Genomic DNA, 19,734 nt, shown 5'->3' on the forward strand with positions numbered 1-19,734 from the left:
TGGTGAAAGTTAGTAAACAGTCTTATGACGAATTACGTTCAAGAGCTTCTTCATGTTGAATGAAGACGGTGTGGTCTGCATCGTTATTTCCTTAAGTGGCAATAAGTTATTTATTGCAACAAGGGTGGTACCGCGAATTTTCTCGTCCCTTTTTTTTTCAAGGGAGGAGTTTTTTTATGTTTTTAAGCACATTTTAAATGAAAAAGAGGAGTTGAGATGTAATGCATATTTTAGATGAACTGGCAAAAAGAGATTTAATTCAGCAGACAACCGATGACGAAGGGTTAAGAAAGCATTTAGACGAAAACGTAGTAACTCTTTACTGTGGGTTTGATCCTACTGCAGACAGCTTGCATATTGGTCACTTATTACCTGTCCTTATGTTAAAAAGATTTCAAAAAGCAGGTCATCGGCCGATCGCATTAATTGGTGGGGGAACAGGAATGATAGGTGATCCAAGTGGTCGTTCTACCGAAAGATCCCTCAATAGTCCTGAAGTAGTAAAAGGATTCAGTGATAAAATTAAAGAACAATTAGCTGGGTTGTTAAATTTTGATCAAGGTGAGAATAGTGCAGTTGCTCGTAATAATCATGAATGGTTATCAACAATGACAATTATTGAATTTTTACGTGATATTGGTAAGCACTTTAGTATCAACTATATGTTGGCAAAAGACTCTGTAGAATCACGCCTTGAAAATGGTATCTCATTCACCGAGTTTAGCTACATGATGTTGCAATCGATTGATTTCTTAAACCTCTATGAAAAAGAAAACTGTACATTACAAATTGGTGGAAGTGATCAATGGGGTAACATTACAGCAGGAATGGAATTGATTCGTCGGAAACAATTTGAGAAAGAAGAAGAGGAAGCAGAGGTTTTTGGACTTACAGTTCCACTTATTACCAAAAGCGATGGGACTAAATTTGGTAAAACAGCCGGGGGAGCGGTCTGGTTGGACCCTGAAAAAACGACTCCATACGAATTTTACCAATTTTGGATTAATACCGATGACAGAGATGTGCTTCGTTTCACTAAATACTTCACATTTATCGATTTTGAAGAAATTACTGCATTAGAAAAAGAGTTAGAAGAAGCACCTGAAAAACGAGTTCCTCACAAACGTTTGGCAGAAGAAATGACAAGAATGGTGCATGGGGAAGAGGCATTGCAACAAGCACAAAAAATTACTGAAGCGTTATTTAGTGGTGATTTAGCTTCATTAAATGCCGAAGAAATTGAACAAGGCTTTAAAGATGTTCCTTCGGTAGTGATTAATAATAAAGAAATCGGCTTAATTGATTTATTAGTGGAAGCAGGAATTTCTTCGTCAAAACGACAAGCACGTGAAGACATTAAGAATGGTGCGATCTATATTAATGGTGTGAGAAATCAAGAATTAACACATCAATTAACTGAAACAAATCGTATTGAAGATAAGTTTACGATCATTCGCCGTGGTAAGAAGAAGTACTTCCTAATTCGCTTTTAAGTGGTTGATTGAAGTAGGTATGAAAGAGGAAAAATCAGTAGTTCAGTTTAGGAGTACAAATCAAAGTTTGTACCCTTAATTGAACTACTATTTAATTTTTGTTAATTTTTCTCTGTCATCACATAATGGAGGTTCTTCCAGCCATTTGTTTTCAATCATGATATTCAAACCATCTTCCATATACTTAGTCATTTCTGCAGCAAGTCTTGTGTAGTGAAGAACTAAGTCGGCACGTTGGGAAGTACCAATGGCTGTACCATAGAAACTGATGGTTGTTCCACCAAAAAAAGATTTGTGGTACATCATCAGTCTGTCAGAAAACGGTGATATTGTCGAATTGGTAATCTCCGAGCTAATGGATTCAGGAAAAGGGAGCTCTTCCAATGCTAATACAGATTGAAGAATTTCTATATGCTTTGAATACATTTTGGAACCTCTTAACAAATATTTTTTAGCTTCTTTTGAGTCAGCAACTTGTGAGAATGCCATTGTAAAAGCTTTGCTTAATTCCACTTTTTTTAAGTCCCAAAAAAGGTGACTTATCTCGATACAGCTTAATGGTCGATTGCCTCCCAATAAACCTTCTATAAATGCTTGCTTTTCGACAAAATGGACAGAATCGGCTGGACTTATAGTTGGTGGTCTTGATACCACTCCCATTTCCAATAGTGTATCTACAGAATCATTGAACAACTTCATTGTTTCATTTTGGCATTCAACAAAATAATTTCTTATGTCACGTCGTACATTAGTAGTTAATGCAGCAGAATACCCAGCTAATCCGTTGACACTCATTACATAGGTATAGGTCAAACATAGAGTATCTTCGAATAAACGAGGTGCTGGTAAATGTACATCTTTCTCAGTAAATCCGTGAGGTATGGGGAATTTTTCTTCAATAAAATAGTCTTTAATAATTGGAATATGTCTTTCGGCAATTTTTAAAGCAAAATTTAACACACGGCGAACGGCTTGATCTTCTGCGTGTTCTAGCATATATTTGTACATGCATATTGCCATTGTATCATTATGATACTGTGACCAAAGATTAGCAATCTCTGGTGCTGTAAGCTTTATGGTTTGTGGTGTTTCTGTATTTGTATTTGGACTGGCCATTTCATTACCTCCAACTCACTTCGCTTTATTATCTAGTAGACCAAATCGATTCGATTTAACTATCAATAATAACTTACCCTGAACAGAGATAATATATAAGCAATTTTCATCAATTTTTCCCTTATAAAACAAGTTTGAATTCGCAATTATTCCTTCCAAACCAACCAAAAGGTTACAATAAAAGCAATAATAATAATGACAAATGGACCATAGAAATAAATAAATTCATCCATAGAATCACCCCTTATATTTTCCTTCTACATAGTTCTTATTAAATAAAAATAGCCGTAACAATAAAAAGAGAGAAGGGAGTAATAAACATAAGCCAGCTAAAAAAGCTATGATTAGGGCGACCGCCATTCCTTCACTGGTAAACCCTTGCTCAATCGTCAAGAAAGGGTAGAGAAGATATGGATAATGAGAGATACCGTAGCCAAAAAATGCTACAAGAAATTGGCCAATTAAAAGAATAAATGCTACCCCATAGTTTCCTTTTTGCCAAAGCAGTCTAACGGTAGCCAAAAATAACATGCCAGAGATTAGAAATAACCACCATAGATTAAGCATATTCTGAAAATGTTCAAAGTTATGTGATCGTAATTCCACTATAATTCCTGATGCAGTGACCATTGTTGGAACGGACCAAATTAAAGCATATTTTCGAAGCAATGCTGTAGCTTCGTCATCTTTTGCTTTATTGGCATACCATGTGAGAAACACGGCAGAAATATATAATACGGAAGCAAGACTTAACACGACAATACTCCATGTTAAGGGACTGGTAAATAACTCAGCATAGTTTAATGATATGCTGTTCGCTGATTCTTTAATAAAGCCGCCTTCTGAAATAGTTAATACGATTGAAAGCGAGGCCGGAATTAAAAGACCAGAAAATCCATACAAATAGATCCACATCTTGCTTTTTAATTGACCATATGTGCTAAAAGCATAATAGGAGCCACGAATAGCTAAAAGCACAAGGGAGAGACTGGCGGGAACTAATAGGACAGTTCCATAATAATAAGCGGTACTTGGGAAGAAACCAACTATCCCAACAAAAAAGAACACCAGAAAAACATTCGTAACTTCCCATACTGGCGACAGGTATCTTTGAATGATGTTACTAATAATATGATGTTTGTTTGTTAACACACTATACGCATTAAAGAAACCTGCACCAAAATCGATCGATGCTACAATGATGTATCCAAATAAAAAGACCCATAATACGGAAATTCCAATTAATTCATATGCCATTGTCGATCACCTTCTTTCCTTCTGACGGTCTAATAATTCCTGTTCAACTGGATTATGTTTAAACATTCTAATTAAAACAAAGGCACTTGCAAATCCAAGAACCAAATATAACAATATAAACAAATAAAGCATCAGATCTACTTGGCCACTTGTGGTGGCGGCATCTTTTGTTTTTAAAAGTCCCCTTAATACCCAAGGTTGTCGACCCACTTCCGCAAGCCACCAACCAGCTTCAATTGCTAACATAGAGAGAGGTCCTGAAACAACAATTAACCATAAGAAGAATCTTTTAAAAATAAATTTTCTCCTCAACCAATTACCCAGTACATAAAAGCTTGATAGTAATGCGGCGAACATTCCGATTAATACCATTGTTATGAATAGATAATGGATATATAAAGGAGGAATTTCATCCTCTGGGAATTGATCCAAGCCGATCACTTCAGCGTTTGGGTCACCGTGAGCTAGGATACTTAATGCGTAAGGTATTTTTAAAGCATATTTGACTTCTTCTCCATTCTCAAGAATTCCAAAGAGAGTAAGGGAAGCTGCTTCTTCTGTTTCAAAATGCCACTCCAAAGCCGCCAATTTCTCTGGTTGGTATTCAGCTAAATATTTTCCGGAAAAATCCCCAATAATGGCCGCAGCAATCGAAAATACTAATCCTACTTTCATTGTTAATAATAGCGCCTTTTTATGATAGTCATGATTGGATCCCTTAAGCAGTCGATAGGCACCTATTGCAGCTAGAATAAAAGCAGATGTCATATAAGCGGTCGCCAATACGTGAGCCACTTTGGTTGGCATGGCAGGATTAAACATTGCAATGATTGGTTGAACATTAATCAAGTCACCATTCGAGAATTCAAAACCTTGTGGCGCGTTCATAAAAGCGTTGACCATCGTAATAAAAACAGCAGAAAAAGAAGCTCCAATAGCAACAGGGATCAGTAATAACATATGCTTACGCTGATCTTCGAATCGATCCCATGTATACAAATAAATACCTAAAAAGATGGCTTCAAAGAAAAAAGCAAATGTTTCCATAAATAAAGGTAATGCAATTACATTTCCAGCGAGCTCCATGAAGGTAGGCCATAATAAATTTAACTGGAGTCCTATCGCAGTACCGGTAACGACGCCAACCGCCACCGTGATAATGAACCCTCTTGTCCATCTTCTAGCAAGCAAAATATAATGCTCGTCCTGTTTTTTTATACCCATCCATTGTGCGATAAAAATTAACAAAGGAATTCCAACGCCGATCGTTGCATATATGATATGAAAAGATAATGTAAGTTCTGTTAATAACCGACTAAAAAATACTGCTTGCTCATTATCCATACGCTAAACTCCTTATCCTGAAAAGATTCTGCCAAATAGTGATAATCCAATGATAAATGCTACTAGAAAAGCTAAGCCAATTAACCATTTCTCCTGTTTTTTATAGATAGCCACCACCCCCTATATCTATCCTGTATCTTTGTTTTAAGTTTATGCTTGTCCTTACACTTAATAGTAAAATTTTTCCCTAATAATGAAAAAATAAAACAGTGAATATGTTTGCGGAATATTTTTAATAAATTATACATAGGTAGTAACGAGGGGGAATGATAAATGCCAACCGGAAAACACATCATGAAATTAGAGGTCCCGATCTCAAAAGTATGGGAATTTGTAAGGGATATGAACAACTGGGCGCCATTAGTACCAGGTTATTTAGAACACAAACTTATTTCAGAACGTCAATCGACTTGGAAATTTAAAGGTGATATTGGAATTATACAAAAAACAGTGGCACTGAGAATCGATATTAAAGAATGGATAGAGCCAACTACTGTTAAATTTAATCTTACCGGCATCCATGATAATATTGCTGGTAAAGGATATTTTGCAGCAAAGGAACTTACAGAAAATTTAACAGAAATAAGCGGTAATCTGGATATTCAAGCTGGTGGTATGAAAGGACCGATGGTGAATAGCATTTTAAAGTCTTTGGTACCCAAAACAACCGAAGACTTAACAGAAGCGGTCGCTAGTAAGATAGAAAAAGTAGAAGTCATCGTCAAATGAATATGTTCGGGAAAATAAAGATTTGAAGTACAGATATCAATACATAACCCTGTCCAAGATTTTTGGGTAGGGATTTTTTTTACAAGATTTTGTAATATGTTATTGAATTTTGGGGTATATGTAGTGCATGAGAGGAGTGAATGACATGGAAAAAATAGAGTATTTCATCACAAAAGTGGTAGATTGGGGAAACCTTATCCTATGGGATTATGTACTTCTATACTTACTAATCTTTGCTGGTTTGTTTTTCACAATCCGCTCCAGATTTGTACAATTTCGTTTATTTGGAGAAATGTTTAAAGTAATATCTGAGGAAGCTGTGGAACAAAGTGGGAAGCGGGGAACCAACGCGTTTCAGGCATTTAGTATAACAATAGCATCACGAGTTGGTACAGGAAATTTAGCAGGTGTCGCTCTTGCTGTTGCAATCGGGGGACCTGGCGCTGTTTTCTGGATGTGGATCATAGCCTTAATCGGAATGTCTACAGCTTTTATTGAAAGTACGTTAGCACAAGTTTATAAAGTTCCTGATAAAGAAGGTTTTCGTGGTGGACCAGCTTATTATATGGAAAAAGCATTAGGTCAAAAGTGGTTGGGGATCTTATTCTCTATTTTAATCACAATAACATTTGGTTTCATTTTCAACGCGGTGCAAGCCAATACAATATCTCAAGCGGTAGACCAAGCGTTTAATATTGATCCGATTTGGACAGGTATTGTACTAGTGGTGTTAGCAGGTATCATCATTTTTGGTGGTATTAAACGGATTGCATCTGTTGCTGGAGTAATTGTTCCGGTAATGGCTGTTATTTATATGGCGGTAGGATTTTATGTTGTTTTTACTAATATAACAGCTATTCCTGATGTATTTATGCTTATTATTCGTAATGCATTTGGCTTGGAAGAAGTGTTTGGTGGTGGAATTGGTGCAGCGATGATGTATGGGATTCGACGTGGGTTGTTTTCTAATGAAGCTGGTATGGGTAGTGCACCAAACGCTGCCGCAACAGCGGGGGTCAATCACCCGGTAAAACAAGGATTAGTTCAATCATTGGCGGTATTTTTTGACACGATTGTAATCTGTAGTTTAACAGCGTTTATTATTATCTTATACGATAATTTCTATCAAGCTTCTGAAGATGGGATTCAATTAACTCAAGTTGCCTTGAGCGCTCATGTAGGTGAATGGGGATCGATCTTCTTAGCGATTACTATTTTCTTCTTTGCATTTAGTTCTGTAGTGGGCAATTACTATTACGGAGAAACAAATGTAAGCTTTCTAAATCATAATGGGATTTGGCTAACCATTTATCGTGTTCTAGTATTAGCTATGGTAATGTTTGGTTCACTTGCCTCTATACAATTGGTTTGGAATATGGCCGATATGTTTATGGCGCTAATGGCGGTAGTTAACTTAATCGCAATTCTGTTATTAAGTAAAATTGCTATCCAAGTATTACAAGATTATATGCAACAAAAGAAACAAGGTAATGATCCCAAATTCCATTATAAAAATGTCAAAGGTTTGAAAGGCATCTCCTGGTGGGGTGCGCAGGATGAGAACAAAAAATAGTTGAAAGAGTAAAAAAAGATTTGGTGATGTTTATAGAATATCCACCAAATCTTTTTTTATATTTATCTTAGTTTTTTTGTGTCGGCTTGAATAAAGATTTTTTCTTCTAATAAATCAAGTATGGATGTAATATTTTTAGATTTCCATTTCTTTTTATGGTGTACAGCATAAATAGCGAGCGGTTGATTGGGTAAGTCTGCTTCTATATCGGTTAAGATCCCTTGTGCTATTTCCTTCTGCACGCAAAAAGTAGGTAAAATCGATCGGCCTAATCCTGATATTACACATTTTTTGATCGCCTCTATGCTGTTTACTTCGATTTTTACTGTTGCTTCTGTTTGATGAATCGTTAGATAATGATCGATAAAAGGTTAAACGAGTGTAATCCAAAGGTTTTAAAAGAAGAGACACATGCGGATATTGATCGTACTTAGGCGAGAAGACTCCTTCCTCAAAACGCGAAGCGTATAGGTGGGAGATGAATCGCCTTTTTTTAAAGAATAGTCAAGTTATCTTTTGTGCGAATATTTGTTCGGTTGTATAATAGAAGATAGATAAAAACGGAAGGAGTGAACAACCGATGGCTGTTCATCACAAAGCATATCAATATCGTATTTTTCCGAATAAACAACAACAAACCTTCATGGTACGGTCTTTCGGTTGTTCACGTTTCGTGTTCAATCATTTTCTCGAAAAAATCAAAAATAGAGATGAAGAAAACCAAAAAACACTACAAGTGAATGCGTTTAAGAATGAACTAAAAAGCATGAAAACAAACTATGTTTGGTTGAAGTTAGTCGATAGCATCAGCTTGCAGGCAAGCATTGAGCATTTGAACGATGCAATGGTTCGGTTTTTCAATAAGCAAAACAAATTCCCACAATTCAAAAGTCGCAAACATCCGGTAAAAAGCTACACCACCAAGTCCGTGAATGGCAATATCAAAGTGACAAAAACACATATTAAGTTACCAAAAGTAGGATGGATTCGATACGCTAACAGTCGCCCTATCCCGGATAGTGCGGTGATTAAACACGTAGTAGTACGTCAAAATGCAGCTGGCAAGTATTTTGTATCTATCAATGTAAAAGAAGAGGTTAAAAAAAGAGATAAAACCAACCAAACCATCGGTTTAGATATGGGATTAACACATTTCGTTATTGATTCAAATGGCAACAAAATCAACAACGAACGTTATTTTCAATCTTTAAAGAAAAAGTTGGCTAAAGCTCAACGTTCTCTTTCTCAAAAACAAAAGTTTTCGAATAATTGGCACAAACAAAAGAAAAAAATAGCTACTATTCATGAGAAAGTAGTGAATAAAAGAAAAGACTTTCAACATAAACTGTCTTCTGAACTAGTCCAACAGTATGATGTCATTGCCATCGAGGACTTATCTGTTTCCGATATGTTGAAGGATAAATTATATAGCAAATCCATCCAGGATACTTCCTGGAGTGAATTCACGACGATGTTAGCTTATAAATGTGATTGGTATGGCAAAGAACTTGTAAAAGTAGGGAAGCATTTCCCTTCTACGCAAATATGTTCTTCTTGTAAACAGAAGCATCCGATTACCAAGGATACTTCTATTCGAGTATGGACATGTCCGACTTGCCAAACTAATCATGATAGAGACATCAATGCAGCTGTTAATATTCTTGAAGAAGGTATGCATCTTTCAACCGTCGGTGCGACGGGGATAGCCTGATAAATTTAGAGCCGTTAGGTTCTATGACCCAGGAATCCCCTTCCTCAACAAGCTTTTGCTTGTAGGTGGGGGTAGTTCAAAAAGCTATTAATCCGGAAAATGATGCAGTAGAATTAATGCTTCAAAGAGCTTATGCTTTAGGTTATGATTATAATGAAAAATAAGAGGTGTAATTAATATACTTACAGTATTGAAATTGAAATTTCCTTACTGAAGTGAAAGTGGTGTCATTCTATGGAAGCTCATGAGGTATTCCAATGTTATAAACGAATAGGTTTTACTACTGCTTATCAAATGCTAGGAACCATTCAAGACACTGAAGATATATTGCAGGATGTGTACCTGCTCTCTGATAAAGTAGATTGGGCTGTTGTCCGAGATCCTAAATCCTATTTCACAAGAATGGTGATAAATAGTTGTAAAAATCGTTTGAAATCTGCGAGAGACCAAAAAGAAGTATATCCAGGACCGTGGTTACCAGAACCTATTATTATAGATGACCTGCACGATCCCCTGCATCATGTAATACAAACGGAAAAGATAACGTATGCTCTCACTGTTTTAATTCAAAGTCTAACAGATTTAGAAAGAACGGTTTTTGTATTGAGAGAAGTGCTAGTCTTTGAGTATAGTGAAATCTCCTCAATACTTGAACGATCGGAACCAGCAGTTCGAAAAATTTTTAGCAGAACAAAGCAAAAATTAGAGGATAAGACTGGTAAGCTTAATGACTTATTGCCCATTGATTCAAAATTAGTTTCATTATTCATCGATGGAGCGGAAACGGGAGACTTCACTGCTTTTATAGAGTTATTAACGGGAGATGTCGAACTTATTTCAGATGGTGGTGGAAAAGTACTTGCTGCTTTACGTCCAATTGTAAGCAAGGTAAGGGTAAAAGCATTTTTGGAAGGGATTTATCGAAAAGGAAGCTTCATTGGTGCATATCATATGGTATGGGTATTTGGTGGCTTTGCGATTGTTCAGGAAATACAAGGTGAACCAGTAAAGATAATTCTATTTAATCATGGAAAAGAAGGCATTAAAAATGTTTACTTCGTGATGAATCCTGATAAAATTTTTTTAGTAAACATGTCACAAATCATACCTCCTTTTTGTCTTAATTAGTGAAACTTAAAAGGAGGAATTTTTATGTCCAGAATAAACTATGGAAAGGTAGCTCCAAATGCTGTTAAGTTATTGATGAAGTTGGAGGAGTATAAAAAGGAAGCAGGAATACAGGAAGAATTAATCCATTTATGTAAAATTAAAGCTTCACAACTGAATAAATGTGCTTTTTGTATTAATATGCACACCCAGGAAGCCTTAAAAGCAGGGGAAACGGAACAAAGAATATACTGTCTGCAAGCGTGGCAAGAGACCAGTATCTATTCTGACAAAGAAAAGGCAGTACTTGCACTCACTGAAGCAGTCACCCTTATATCAGTAGATGGTGTGCCAGACAAAGTTTACGAAGATGTCCGAGTATATTTTGATGAAAAGGAAACCATTGATTTAATCATGATCATTATTACGATCAATAGTTGGAATCGTTTATCGATCGCGAATCGGAATATAGTAAGCAGGTAATCTCTATCTGTAAAAATATATTGCCAGATACTTGCAATTATCTGGCAATATATTATAATAATTATACATACATAACGTATGTATAATTATTAGGAGGAGTATTCTTATGAATAGTTTTTATCCAGTTATCATGGCGGAGGATTTAGAAAAGACAAGTCAGTTTTAACAGTTTCATTTAGGTTTTAGTACCACGTTTGAGATCGATTGGTATGTAAGTTTAAAAAAAGAAGAGGCCAATTATGAGTTAGCGATAATTGACAGGAAACATAAAACAATCCCTAAAAGTTATAGTAATAAGGTGCAAGGGCTTATCTTAAATGTGGAAGTAGAGGATGTTGATGTTTATTATAAGCGAATGATTAAAGATCAAGAGCTACCATTACTATTGGATATTCGTGATGAACCATTCGGCCAACGTCATTTTATCACAGAGGATCCCAATGGCATCTTAGTGGATGTAATCACCATTATCCCACCAGATCCATCGTTTATGGAGAGTTATCATGACAAGGTTTGGGAGGATAACGCGTAATGGGTAATTATATTCCATTAAAATATTATTTTGATAAACAACTTGCTATTCGTTTATCAACCTTAATCAAAGAACATGATTCACAATTTGATGCTACTACTTTCATTTATAAGGTGGAACAAGAAGTAGAGGGAAAAAAATTAAAGGCGCGAGTTGAGGTTATTGCAGATCAACTCGCGATTCACTTGCCGTATGCTTATCTCAGTGCTGTTACTATCCTAATAAACACATTAGGTGAAGAAAATCCAACAGAACAAGGTATGTTTACTAATGGATATCACCTCATGCCAGTCGCTAAATTTGTAGAGAAGTATGGATTGGAAGATTTTGATTTATCAATGCAAGCATTATATGAAATTACGAAAAGGCACACATCCGAATATGCGATCAGACCTTACCTACAATCGGATATGGAGAAGAGCTTGCACTATTTACACAAGTGGATGAAAGATGAGAACGCGCATGTAAGAAGGTTAGTGAGTGAGGGTACGCGTCCTAGACTTCCATGGGCTAAAAAAATAGCTCCTTTAAAAAACGATCCGCAAAACAATTTATCACTACTAGAAGGATTATGGAAGGATTCTTCGCCATATGTACAAAAATCTGTTGCCAATCATATAAACGACTTAACAAAAGATTCTCCTGAAATTGTGCTATTATGGTTGAAGGAAGAGTGTAGGATACAAGGGAGTAATAAAGTGATTCGACATGGGTTAAGAACATTAATCAAACAAAAAGATTCCGAAGCACTAAGATTGCTCTCTTCAATCAATTAATGAAATAAAGGTGTGTTCAGATGAGAAAAACAAAAGAAGAAACAAAGCTTACGATAAAAAAAGTCCTTGAGATAGCAACTTTAAAATTTGCAGAAGATGGATATGCAAATGTGTCACTGGAAGACATAGTACAGGAAACCGGGTTAACCAGAGGAGCCATTTATCATCATTTTAAAAATAAAAAAGGTTTATTTGCATCTGTTTTTGAAGAAGTGCAAAAAGAAATAGCACAAACGATCGAAATAGAAGCAATGAAGTCTAATGATAAATGGATACAATTGATAAATGGCTGTCGTGCCTTTTTAACTGCAGCATCTGAAACAGCACACCAACGAATACTACTAATCGATGGACCTGCTGTGCTGGGTTGGGACACATTCCGTAAACTGGATCAGCAATATGCGATGAGCGGGTTAAAAGAGCAATTAATCATAATGAATCAAGATAACTCCATCGATTTGAAAGATATATCAGTCGAAGCTCTTACACATAGCCTCTCAGGAGCAATGAATGAATGTGCGCTATGGATTACTGAAAAAAATGATAGACACATAGCCATTAATGAAGCAGTACAAGTGATTGAAAATTTTATGTTAGGGTGGAAGAAAAAATAATTAAACCGTGCAAGTTAGTAGAAAACTATTAAATTGTTTACCCTTAGCAATTAAGAAAATATAAAAAAAGAGCGAACACCTTTTAAGTGTTCACCCTAAGCGCAGTTGTGTATTTACACCAATGGATGTGGTACATAAAGTTCTTCCAAACTCTTAATTTCTTCAGATGTCAATTTTACTGATAACGCCGACACTGCATCTTCAAGATGGCTTATCTTGGTCGCCCCAATAATCGGTGATGTGACCTCTTCCTTTTGCAACAGCCATGCAAGTGCGACCTGTGCTCGTGGAATATCTCGATCTGCTGCAACCTCCGCCACTCTTTCCGCCACTTTGCGATCAGCTTCTTCTGTCTTGGTAAACAGGGCCTTTGCTACTTGGTCATTTTCTGATCGAGCGGTCTGCTCATTCCAATCGCGGGTTAATCGACCTGCAGCAAAAGGTAAATATGGCGTAACGCCAACTCCATCATCTTTACAAAAAGGTAGCATTTCTCTTTCTTCCTCTCTATAAAGCAAGTTAAGTCTATTTTCCATGGATATGAAACGAGTCCAACCGTTGCGTTCTGCCACATGTTGAGCTTTTGCGAACTGCCAGGCTGACATGGAGGATGCTCCGATATACCTTACCTTACCGACCTTAACTAGATCATGTAGTGCCTCCATTGTCTCTTCAATCGGTGTGTTAGGATCCCATCGATGGATTTGATACAAATCGATGTAGTCTGTACCCAATCGTCTTAGACTATTATCAACTTCAGTCATAATCGCTTTGCGGGAAAGCCCCATAGCATTTGGACCTTTACGCATTGGAACGAATACTTTTGTAGCAATGACAACTTCGTCACGGCGAGCGAAGTCCTTTAATGTTCGTCCAAGAATTTCTTCACTTGTGCCGTCAGAGTACATATTAGCGGTACTGAAAAAATTTATTCCTAATTCAAGGGCTTTTTTTATGATTGGTCTGCTCTTTTCTTCATTTAGTGACCATGGCGTGTTTCCTCGTTCAGGTATTCCGAAGCTCATGCTTCCAAGACATAGTTCTGAAACATCCAAACCAGACTTTCCGAGTTTTTTATTTTCCATTTGTATAACTCACTCCTTCTGTAATATGTCAAAAAATTAATGATTATTTAAATCAGCGAGAGACCCCATCATCACCACGGAAGTTGACGTCTCTCATTTGAAAACGAGCCTGTAGGACCGTTCTCGTCAAGAAGAGCAAGGCTCACCGGATGGCAAGCTGCCTGTTGAACGGTTCCTGTTCCTTCAAAATTGTTGAGGTCAGTTGCAGTAAAGCCCGGGCATACCGCATTGACTTTAATACCTGTTGATTCAAGTTCAATAGCAAAAGCAAGCGTGATGGCGTTAAGGGCAGTCTTTGAAGGGCTATAAATTGCACCGAACATTTCACGATGCGAATTGTTCGGATCAGCGTTGAGTGCCAGCGATCCTGCACCACTAGATATGTTGACGATGCGTGCAGCAGGTGCTTTCCTAAGAAGAGGTAGCATCGCTTGAGTAACAGCAATTACACCAAATACGTTTGTCTCAAATACCGTGCGTACCTCATCTAGAGACGCAACGCTTGGTCTGCCTGAATTACCTACCTCTTCAAGCTTCCTTCCAGGCTCACCCGCATGCGATATGCCCGCATTGTTGATAAGTACATCGAGACGACCTAGCTCGATACGGATACATTCTGCTGCTGATTCGATTGAATGTTGATCGGTAACATCAAGCTGTATGGCCCGAGCATCTGCCCCGACACTAATTGCTGCTTTTTTCCCTCTTTCAAAATTTCGTGAACCAACAAGGACAGTGAATCCGTGTGACGCAAGTTCCTTTGAGATTTGAAGACCAATTCCCTTATTGGCCCCAGTAACCAAGGCGACAGGTTTAGTATGCATTGTTAAATTCTCCTTTCTATATGCAACTTTTGTCATTACTGGTAAGCTTCTCCCATTACACATTTTCACTTGGTTGATGTATCAACCCAAATACACTTTATCACCTTGCGGTTGACGTGTCAACTATGATATCCTTTATTTATGAAAAGAAAAATGATAAGTGAAGAAGAAATGCAAATATGGCATATGTGGAAAAGCTCTTATACGAACATTTTTGGACGTGTTGTAAAAGACATGTTCGAGCAAACTGGGCTATCGGAGGGGGATTTTGGTATATTAGACCGATTGGATCTTTATGGAAAAGGCAAGCTACGCCAGCAAGAATTAGCAGACTCAATGGATTGGACCAAGAGTCGGTTGTCCCATCATTTAACGCGGATGGAAAAACGTGGACTTGTTTTAAGGGAACCATTAGAAACTGAACGCGGAGTGCAGGTAATCACTACTTCGGCCGGAAAATCAGCATTGAATAATGCACGCCCTGTCGTTTCCGTGGCAATACGTGAGCATTTTTTAGAATTATTAACTGAACAAGATATTGATTCGATTACTAATCTGGCGGAAAGAGCAAAAGCAAAGTCTTAATCGGCTAGTAAAGCCTCACCATCTTAACTGCATTTTTTGATGTTATGCAAGAAGAGTATAATAATAAGGGACAAACTTCTTTTACAGTAAAATGGAAGTTAGGAATATGTAGAAAGGATAGAAAGTTGGTATAAAAAGAAGTAATAGTTGAAGGCTTTCTAGGAACTTTTTAAAAGTCGATATTGATGGGCAACTGAAAAGTTGAACATACGTGCTGATTATATTTAAGATTTATATTATTGTCCAAACACATAATTAATATAATAATGGCGACGCCTACTCGGTTTTGTTTTACAATCGCACCCGCTGAAAAGAGCTTGCTTAAAAAAACTGAACTAAAACATTTCCTCTTTACAGTGTTTCAATGCACAAATAATATGCGCAGGTGCTTTGGCCGTCAGAAAGTTAATCTGGCGGCATTGCATTTATAAACCATTTATAAAGTTGTGCGGCGACAATTTTACAAGCTTTGCGACGTAGGACGGACAATCAGTTTGTTAATCATCACGGTAGTCGGTTGAACGTGTCCATTACGATGTTATTTATCATTGGAAGGATCGGCTTTACGGTATTACTGATCTGTATCATAATCGCAAGTGGAAAAAGCTGTCCTTGCATTCTAAACTGGTGCTGTTGACCTCTGGCATCCTTACCGTCACGGGATTTCTTGTAAACTTGTATCAACAATATTCAACTTTACGTAAATCTTAGAGAAACCGCCGTATACCGAACGTTAGGGGGAGTAGAATGCAAAGCTTATATATGAAGAATCATTTTAATAAGATATATCAACAAAGAGAAGAATTCCAAGGTGTCTTAAAAAAATATAAAAATAAAGAATGGGAACGACCTGTTGAAGGTAAATGGTCTTTTGGTGAAACATATTATCACCTATATCTAATGGTCAAACGATTTCGCCAGTTAAATAAAATATATGTACCAATATATAAACCGATTGCAACAATAAGACGAAGAGCATCATATAAAACCGAAATACATGATATTTATGCAGAATATAAACAGAATAACAAACAACCGATGAAAGCTCCTTCTGTTTTGTTACCACCTAAAGGAATTCAGGATAAAATTACGTTTGAAGAGATAATAATTAACCTGGAAAAGGAAACGCATATACTAGAAGAAGGGTTAGCTGATATCCCTGCTGATATTGCTGGACATATCCGTTATCCTGATCCTATAGCTTATTATCCTAACTTAATTCAAAGTATCAAATTAATAGGAATACATGAAGAACATCATTTTAATCTGTGCAAGAAATATTACCAGTAAATCTTACATTCCAGAGAAAACTCTTTAACTAATTATTGTCACTTCTCCATTTTCTTTACCTAGCACAATACTATCAGCCATATTAATAAAGAGACCATTTTCAACTACACCAGATATCATGTTCAACTGCTGATTTAGTTCAGCAGGATTGTCAATCATCTCAAAATAACAGTCAGCAATATAATTTTGATTATCTGTTACAAAAGGAGAAGCATCTTGATTCATTCTTATTTTTGGCGTGCAACCCAGTTTTTTAATCGTGTTAATCGTGGTTTCCCAACTGAATGGTACGATCTCCACAGGTAATGGAAACTTACCTAATTGAGTAACATATTTCGTTTCATCGATTACTACAATAAATTTTTCAGAAATAGAAGCGACCATTTTCTCACGTAATAAAGCGCCACCCCCACCTTTTATAAGCTCAAAATCATGATTGGCCTCATCGGCACCATCAATTGTTAGATCTAAATAATCAACAGAGGACATAGATACTAATGGTATACCTAAATCTATTGCTAACTTCTCCGTTTGTATAGAAGTCGGGACTCCTTTGATATCTAAGCCTTCTTTCACAAGTTCTCCTAACTTAATAATTGAAAAATAAACCGTTGATCCTGTTCCAAGACCCACAGTCATACCATCCTCAACATAATGTACCGCTTTTTCACCAGCAATTTTTTTAGGGTTCAAAATGTTTCCCTCCTAAACTAAATCTTATCTTTCATTAGATAGTATAAATGTATCATCACACTTTATTGTGTTCAAGAGAATGAGGAAGCTCAGTATTGACTAAGAACAGATTTTCAAGCATTTTTATCAGAGATTGAAGAGAGGCACTGAAAGGTTTAATGCAATTTTGAGTACTACTAAAACTAATATACACCCAAAAGCACATTTAGAGAAGGAAATATTGTAAAATAAACGTGTTAGGGTGTGGCATGCTCTGGATGAAGTGAAAATTATGAAACAGAAGTTAACGGTGACTGTACTGGTGGCTTTTTGATTTATTAGAACCGCTCCAAAATTTACTATTTAATAGTACTGGTCCAGATTGAGGAACCAACCAAGGGAGGAAAAAGTATGTCCAATGATGTAAGTACAAGAAGCATAATATTAGATTTAGCTGTAACTCTAGATGGCTTTATTGAAGGGAAAAATGGTGAAGTTGATTGGTGCATAATGGACTCTGAGATGGGGTTTACTAATTTCCTGAATCAAATTGATACTATTTTGTATGGAAGAAAAAGTTACGATTTATGGGGACAATATATTCCAACAATGAAAGATACTAATGCAGAAAAAGAAATGTGGGAATTAGTTCAAAGTAAAGAAAAATATGTGTTTTCCAGAACGCAGAAAGGGTCTGACAAAAAAGTAATTTTCATAAATAATAATATTCCTGAAGAAGTAAATAAATTAAAGAATCAGACGGGTAAAGACATTTGGTTATACGGTGGAGCAAGTCTTATTCAAACTTTTATCGATTTAGGTCTTGTGGATGAATTTAGACTATCTGTTCATCCTGTTATTTTAGGAGAAGGAAGACCACTGTTTACAGATGTAAAACAGAGGTTAAATTTAAAATTAATTAGTACAAGAACTTACTCTTCCGGCGTTGTTCAACTAATCTATCACTTGAATCAAGATGAATAATATTAATTACACAACAATCGGGCGCGTTTGCTGAGGGAGAGTACATTATTCTTACTAAGTACAGAAAAAACGAAAAACCCCAGAAATGTTGGTCTAACAACATTTCTGGGGTTTTTGATTTCTCTTTACGAAGCGAATTTATTAACGAGAGTAGAACTCAACAATAAGCGCTTCGTTAATTTCTGCTGGTAATTCAGAACGCTCTGGTAAGCGAGTGAAAGTACCTTCTAGTTTGTCTGCATCGAATGATACAAATTCAGGTGTGAAAGAGTTAGCCTCAATAGCTTCAGCAATAATGTCTAGCTTTTGAGATTTTTCACGAACACCAATTACTTGACCAGGTTTTACTTTGTAAGAAGGAATGTCAACGCGACCTCCGTCTACTGTAATGTGACCATGGTTTACTAATTGGCGAGCTTGACGACGAGTACGTGCAAGACCTAGACGGTATACAAGGTTATCAAGACGAGATTCAAGTAAGATCATGAAGTTCTCACCATGGATACCTTTCATAGCGCCAGCTGCGTCAAATAGGTTACGGAATTGACGTTCTGTCACTCCGTACATGAAACGTAGCTTTTGTTTTTCTTGTAATTGTAAACCATATTCTGATAGTTTACGACGTTGATTAGGTCCGTGTTGACCTGGTGCGTAAGGACGTTTGTCTAACTCCTTACCAGTACCTGTTAATGAGATACCAAGACGACGAGACTTTTTCCATACAGATCCTGTATAGCGAGCCATAGTGCATCTTCTCCTTTATATATGAATTTTGCATAAAATAAGACAGTGTGTCCCTCAACTCGACAGCTATTTTGTTTTTCATGCATCCTCGCCCTAGTAGCAGAGAGTTACTCGATGCACCTTACATTCGTTCGTAAGGAACAAAATAGTCAGCCAGCGGTTCACATAGGCTACCTTTTTTACACAAAGTTCATTATATGATGGGAGAGAGGGAATGTCAACAGTAACTTGCTATTCCATTAGATATATTTTTCTAATGTTTCTACAAATTGTTCTAAATATTTTTGATCGATTTCGTCAAAACGATTTTTGTTTGGGCTATCAATATCAAGTACTCCGAAAACTTCTCCGTTTTTGATAATAGGAACAACGATCTCTGATTGGCTTGCTGCATCACAAGCAATATGACCAGGGAATTGATGAACGTCAGCAACTAATTGTGTCTTCTGTTCTGATACAGCCGTTCCGCAAACACCCTTACCACTCTTAATACGAACACATGCCGGTAATCCTTGGAAGGGACCAAGCACAAGTTCATCTTCCTTCCAAATATAAAATCCGACCCAGTTCACATCATTTAAGAATTGGTTCAATAATGCCGATGCATTAGATAGGTTAGCAATTGTATCTGGTTCATCTTGAAGTAATGCGTCTAATTGCTTAATAACGATCGGATAGTCTTTTTCTTTTGCGCCTTTATAATCTGTTGTCTCAAACATGTATTCCACTCCCTTAATCATCGTAAATGTAAGAATTTTATATATCATACAACACATTTGGTGTTGTTACAAATGAATGATTTTGCGAGGAATAGA

Annotated in this window: 21 protein-coding genes and 1 other annotated feature (1 of these 22 running past the window's edge); of the genes, 12 read left to right on the top strand and 9 right to left on the bottom strand. The window is 36.7% G+C overall.

The window, feature by feature from the left end:
* Positions 1–153 (top strand) — a binding site (T-box leader) (it extends 59 nt beyond the left edge of the window).
* Positions 154–221: 68 nt separating this feature from the next.
* Positions 222–1,493 (top strand): tyrosine--tRNA ligase, encoded by a 1,272-nt coding sequence (gene tyrS, locus BUC25_RS08020; protein WP_073201363.1) that lies wholly within the window; start codon positions 222–224, stop codon positions 1,491–1,493.
* Positions 1,494–1,580: 87 nt separating this feature from the next.
* On the opposite strand, the gene BUC25_RS08025 is transcribed toward tyrS, so the two are convergent.
* The 3 genes from BUC25_RS08025 to BUC25_RS08035 all read right to left on the bottom strand — a co-directional run bounded on the left by BUC25_RS08025 (position 1,581) and on the right by BUC25_RS08035 (position 5,210).
* On the bottom strand, positions 1,581–2,609 hold the full coding sequence (locus BUC25_RS08025; protein WP_073201364.1) for a DUF3231 family protein: 1,029 nt from the start codon (positions 2,607–2,609) through the stop codon (positions 1,581–1,583).
* Between the two features lie 237 nt (positions 2,610–2,846).
* Complete coding sequence (locus BUC25_RS08030) at positions 2,847–3,866, bottom strand: cytochrome d ubiquinol oxidase subunit II (protein ID WP_073201365.1); 1,020 nt, start codon at positions 3,864–3,866, stop codon at positions 2,847–2,849.
* A gap of 6 nt (positions 3,867–3,872) precedes the next feature.
* The gene (locus BUC25_RS08035) at positions 3,873–5,210 is read right to left on the bottom strand and encodes a cytochrome ubiquinol oxidase subunit I (RefSeq protein WP_073201366.1); all 1,338 of its coding nucleotides are present in this window, start codon (positions 5,208–5,210) and stop codon (positions 3,873–3,875) included.
* A 273-nt stretch (positions 5,211–5,483) separates the two neighbouring features.
* On the opposite strand from BUC25_RS08035, the gene BUC25_RS08040 reads away from it, so the two are divergent.
* Together BUC25_RS08040 and BUC25_RS08045 are read left to right on the top strand one after the other, a co-directional pair.
* A complete protein-coding gene (locus BUC25_RS08040; protein WP_073201367.1) occupies positions 5,484–5,939 on the top strand; it encodes an SRPBCC family protein in 456 nt (151 codons plus the stop codon).
* Between the two features lie 145 nt (positions 5,940–6,084).
* Positions 6,085–7,512, top strand: a complete 1,428-nt coding sequence (locus BUC25_RS08045; RefSeq protein WP_073201368.1) for an alanine/glycine:cation symporter family protein — start codon at positions 6,085–6,087, stop codon at positions 7,510–7,512.
* Positions 7,513–7,574: 62 nt separating this feature from the next.
* Here BUC25_RS08045 and BUC25_RS19870 read toward each other — a convergent pair whose 3' ends face one another.
* A complete protein-coding gene (locus BUC25_RS19870) occupies positions 7,575–7,877 on the bottom strand; it encodes a LysR substrate-binding domain-containing protein (protein ID WP_084543412.1) in 303 nt (100 codons plus the stop codon).
* Positions 7,878–8,092: 215 nt separating this feature from the next.
* On the opposite strand from BUC25_RS19870, the gene tnpB reads away from it, so the two are divergent.
* The 6 genes from tnpB (at position 8,093) to BUC25_RS08080 (ending at position 12,735) form a co-directional block, all read left to right on the top strand.
* Positions 8,093–9,223: an IS200/IS605 family element RNA-guided endonuclease TnpB gene (gene tnpB, locus BUC25_RS08055; protein ID WP_073201370.1), complete on the top strand. Its 1,131-nt coding sequence runs from the start codon at positions 8,093–8,095 to the stop codon at positions 9,221–9,223.
* Between the two features lie 234 nt (positions 9,224–9,457).
* The gene (locus BUC25_RS08060) at positions 9,458–10,351 is read left to right on the top strand and encodes a sigma-70 family RNA polymerase sigma factor (RefSeq protein ID WP_073201371.1); all 894 of its coding nucleotides are present in this window, start codon (positions 9,458–9,460) and stop codon (positions 10,349–10,351) included.
* A gap of 24 nt (positions 10,352–10,375) precedes the next feature.
* A complete protein-coding gene (locus BUC25_RS08065; RefSeq protein ID WP_073201372.1) occupies positions 10,376–10,813 on the top strand; it encodes a carboxymuconolactone decarboxylase family protein in 438 nt (145 codons plus the stop codon).
* 319 nt (positions 10,814–11,132) lie between these two features.
* Positions 11,133–11,345 (top strand): VOC family protein, encoded by a 213-nt coding sequence (locus BUC25_RS19775; RefSeq protein ID WP_342039393.1) that lies wholly within the window; start codon positions 11,133–11,135, stop codon positions 11,343–11,345.
* Positions 11,345–12,121 (top strand): DNA alkylation repair protein, encoded by a 777-nt coding sequence (locus BUC25_RS08075; RefSeq protein WP_073201373.1) that lies wholly within the window; start codon positions 11,345–11,347, stop codon positions 12,119–12,121. The genes BUC25_RS19775 and BUC25_RS08075 overlap by 1 nt, the downstream gene beginning before the upstream one ends.
* 20 nt (positions 12,122–12,141) lie before the next feature.
* Positions 12,142–12,735 carry a TetR/AcrR family transcriptional regulator gene (locus BUC25_RS08080; RefSeq protein ID WP_073201374.1) on the top strand — a complete coding sequence of 198 codons (594 nt, stop codon included), beginning with the start codon at positions 12,142–12,144 and terminating at the stop codon, positions 12,733–12,735.
* A 113-nt stretch (positions 12,736–12,848) separates the two neighbouring features.
* Here BUC25_RS08080 and BUC25_RS08085 read toward each other — a convergent pair whose 3' ends face one another.
* Together BUC25_RS08085 and BUC25_RS08090 are read right to left on the bottom strand one after the other, a co-directional pair.
* Positions 12,849–13,820 carry an aldo/keto reductase gene (locus tag BUC25_RS08085; protein ID WP_073201375.1) on the bottom strand — a complete coding sequence of 324 codons (972 nt, stop codon included), beginning with the start codon at positions 13,818–13,820 and terminating at the stop codon, positions 12,849–12,851.
* Between the two features lie 71 nt (positions 13,821–13,891).
* Entirely contained in the window at positions 13,892–14,644 is a 753-nt protein-coding gene (locus tag BUC25_RS08090) for an SDR family oxidoreductase (protein WP_073201376.1), read from the bottom strand.
* Between the two features lie 141 nt (positions 14,645–14,785).
* Here BUC25_RS08090 and BUC25_RS08095 point away from each other — a divergent pair, with 141 nt between their 5' ends.
* Positions 14,786–15,229 carry a MarR family winged helix-turn-helix transcriptional regulator gene (locus BUC25_RS08095; RefSeq protein WP_073201377.1) on the top strand — a complete coding sequence of 148 codons (444 nt, stop codon included), beginning with the start codon at positions 14,786–14,788 and terminating at the stop codon, positions 15,227–15,229.
* Positions 15,230–15,976: 747 nt separating this feature from the next.
* The gene (locus tag BUC25_RS08100; RefSeq protein WP_073201378.1) at positions 15,977–16,519 is read left to right on the top strand and encodes a DinB family protein; all 543 of its coding nucleotides are present in this window, start codon (positions 15,977–15,979) and stop codon (positions 16,517–16,519) included.
* A 24-nt stretch (positions 16,520–16,543) separates the two neighbouring features.
* Here the strand turns inward: BUC25_RS08100 and rpiA are convergent, their stop codons facing one another.
* The gene (gene rpiA / locus BUC25_RS08105; protein ID WP_073201379.1) at positions 16,544–17,212 is read right to left on the bottom strand and encodes a ribose-5-phosphate isomerase RpiA; all 669 of its coding nucleotides are present in this window, start codon (positions 17,210–17,212) and stop codon (positions 16,544–16,546) included.
* A 390-nt stretch (positions 17,213–17,602) separates the two neighbouring features.
* Between rpiA and BUC25_RS08110 the strand changes: the two genes are divergently transcribed.
* Positions 17,603–18,175 carry a dihydrofolate reductase family protein gene (locus tag BUC25_RS08110; protein ID WP_073201380.1) on the top strand — a complete coding sequence of 191 codons (573 nt, stop codon included), beginning with the start codon at positions 17,603–17,605 and terminating at the stop codon, positions 18,173–18,175.
* A gap of 141 nt (positions 18,176–18,316) precedes the next feature.
* On the opposite strand, the gene rpsD is transcribed toward BUC25_RS08110, so the two are convergent.
* Together rpsD and BUC25_RS08120 are read right to left on the bottom strand one after the other, a co-directional pair.
* Positions 18,317–18,919, bottom strand: a complete 603-nt coding sequence (rpsD, locus tag BUC25_RS08115) for a 30S ribosomal protein S4 (protein ID WP_058307086.1) — start codon at positions 18,917–18,919, stop codon at positions 18,317–18,319.
* A gap of 239 nt (positions 18,920–19,158) precedes the next feature.
* Positions 19,159–19,638, bottom strand: a complete 480-nt coding sequence (locus BUC25_RS08120; RefSeq protein WP_084543413.1) for a GAF domain-containing protein — start codon at positions 19,636–19,638, stop codon at positions 19,159–19,161.
* Positions 19,639–19,734: the final 96 nt, after the last annotated feature.

It is taken from the genome of Gracilibacillus kekensis, assembly GCF_900143085.1.
Lineage (GTDB): Bacteria > Bacillota > Bacilli > Bacillales > Amphibacillaceae > Gracilibacillus > Gracilibacillus kekensis.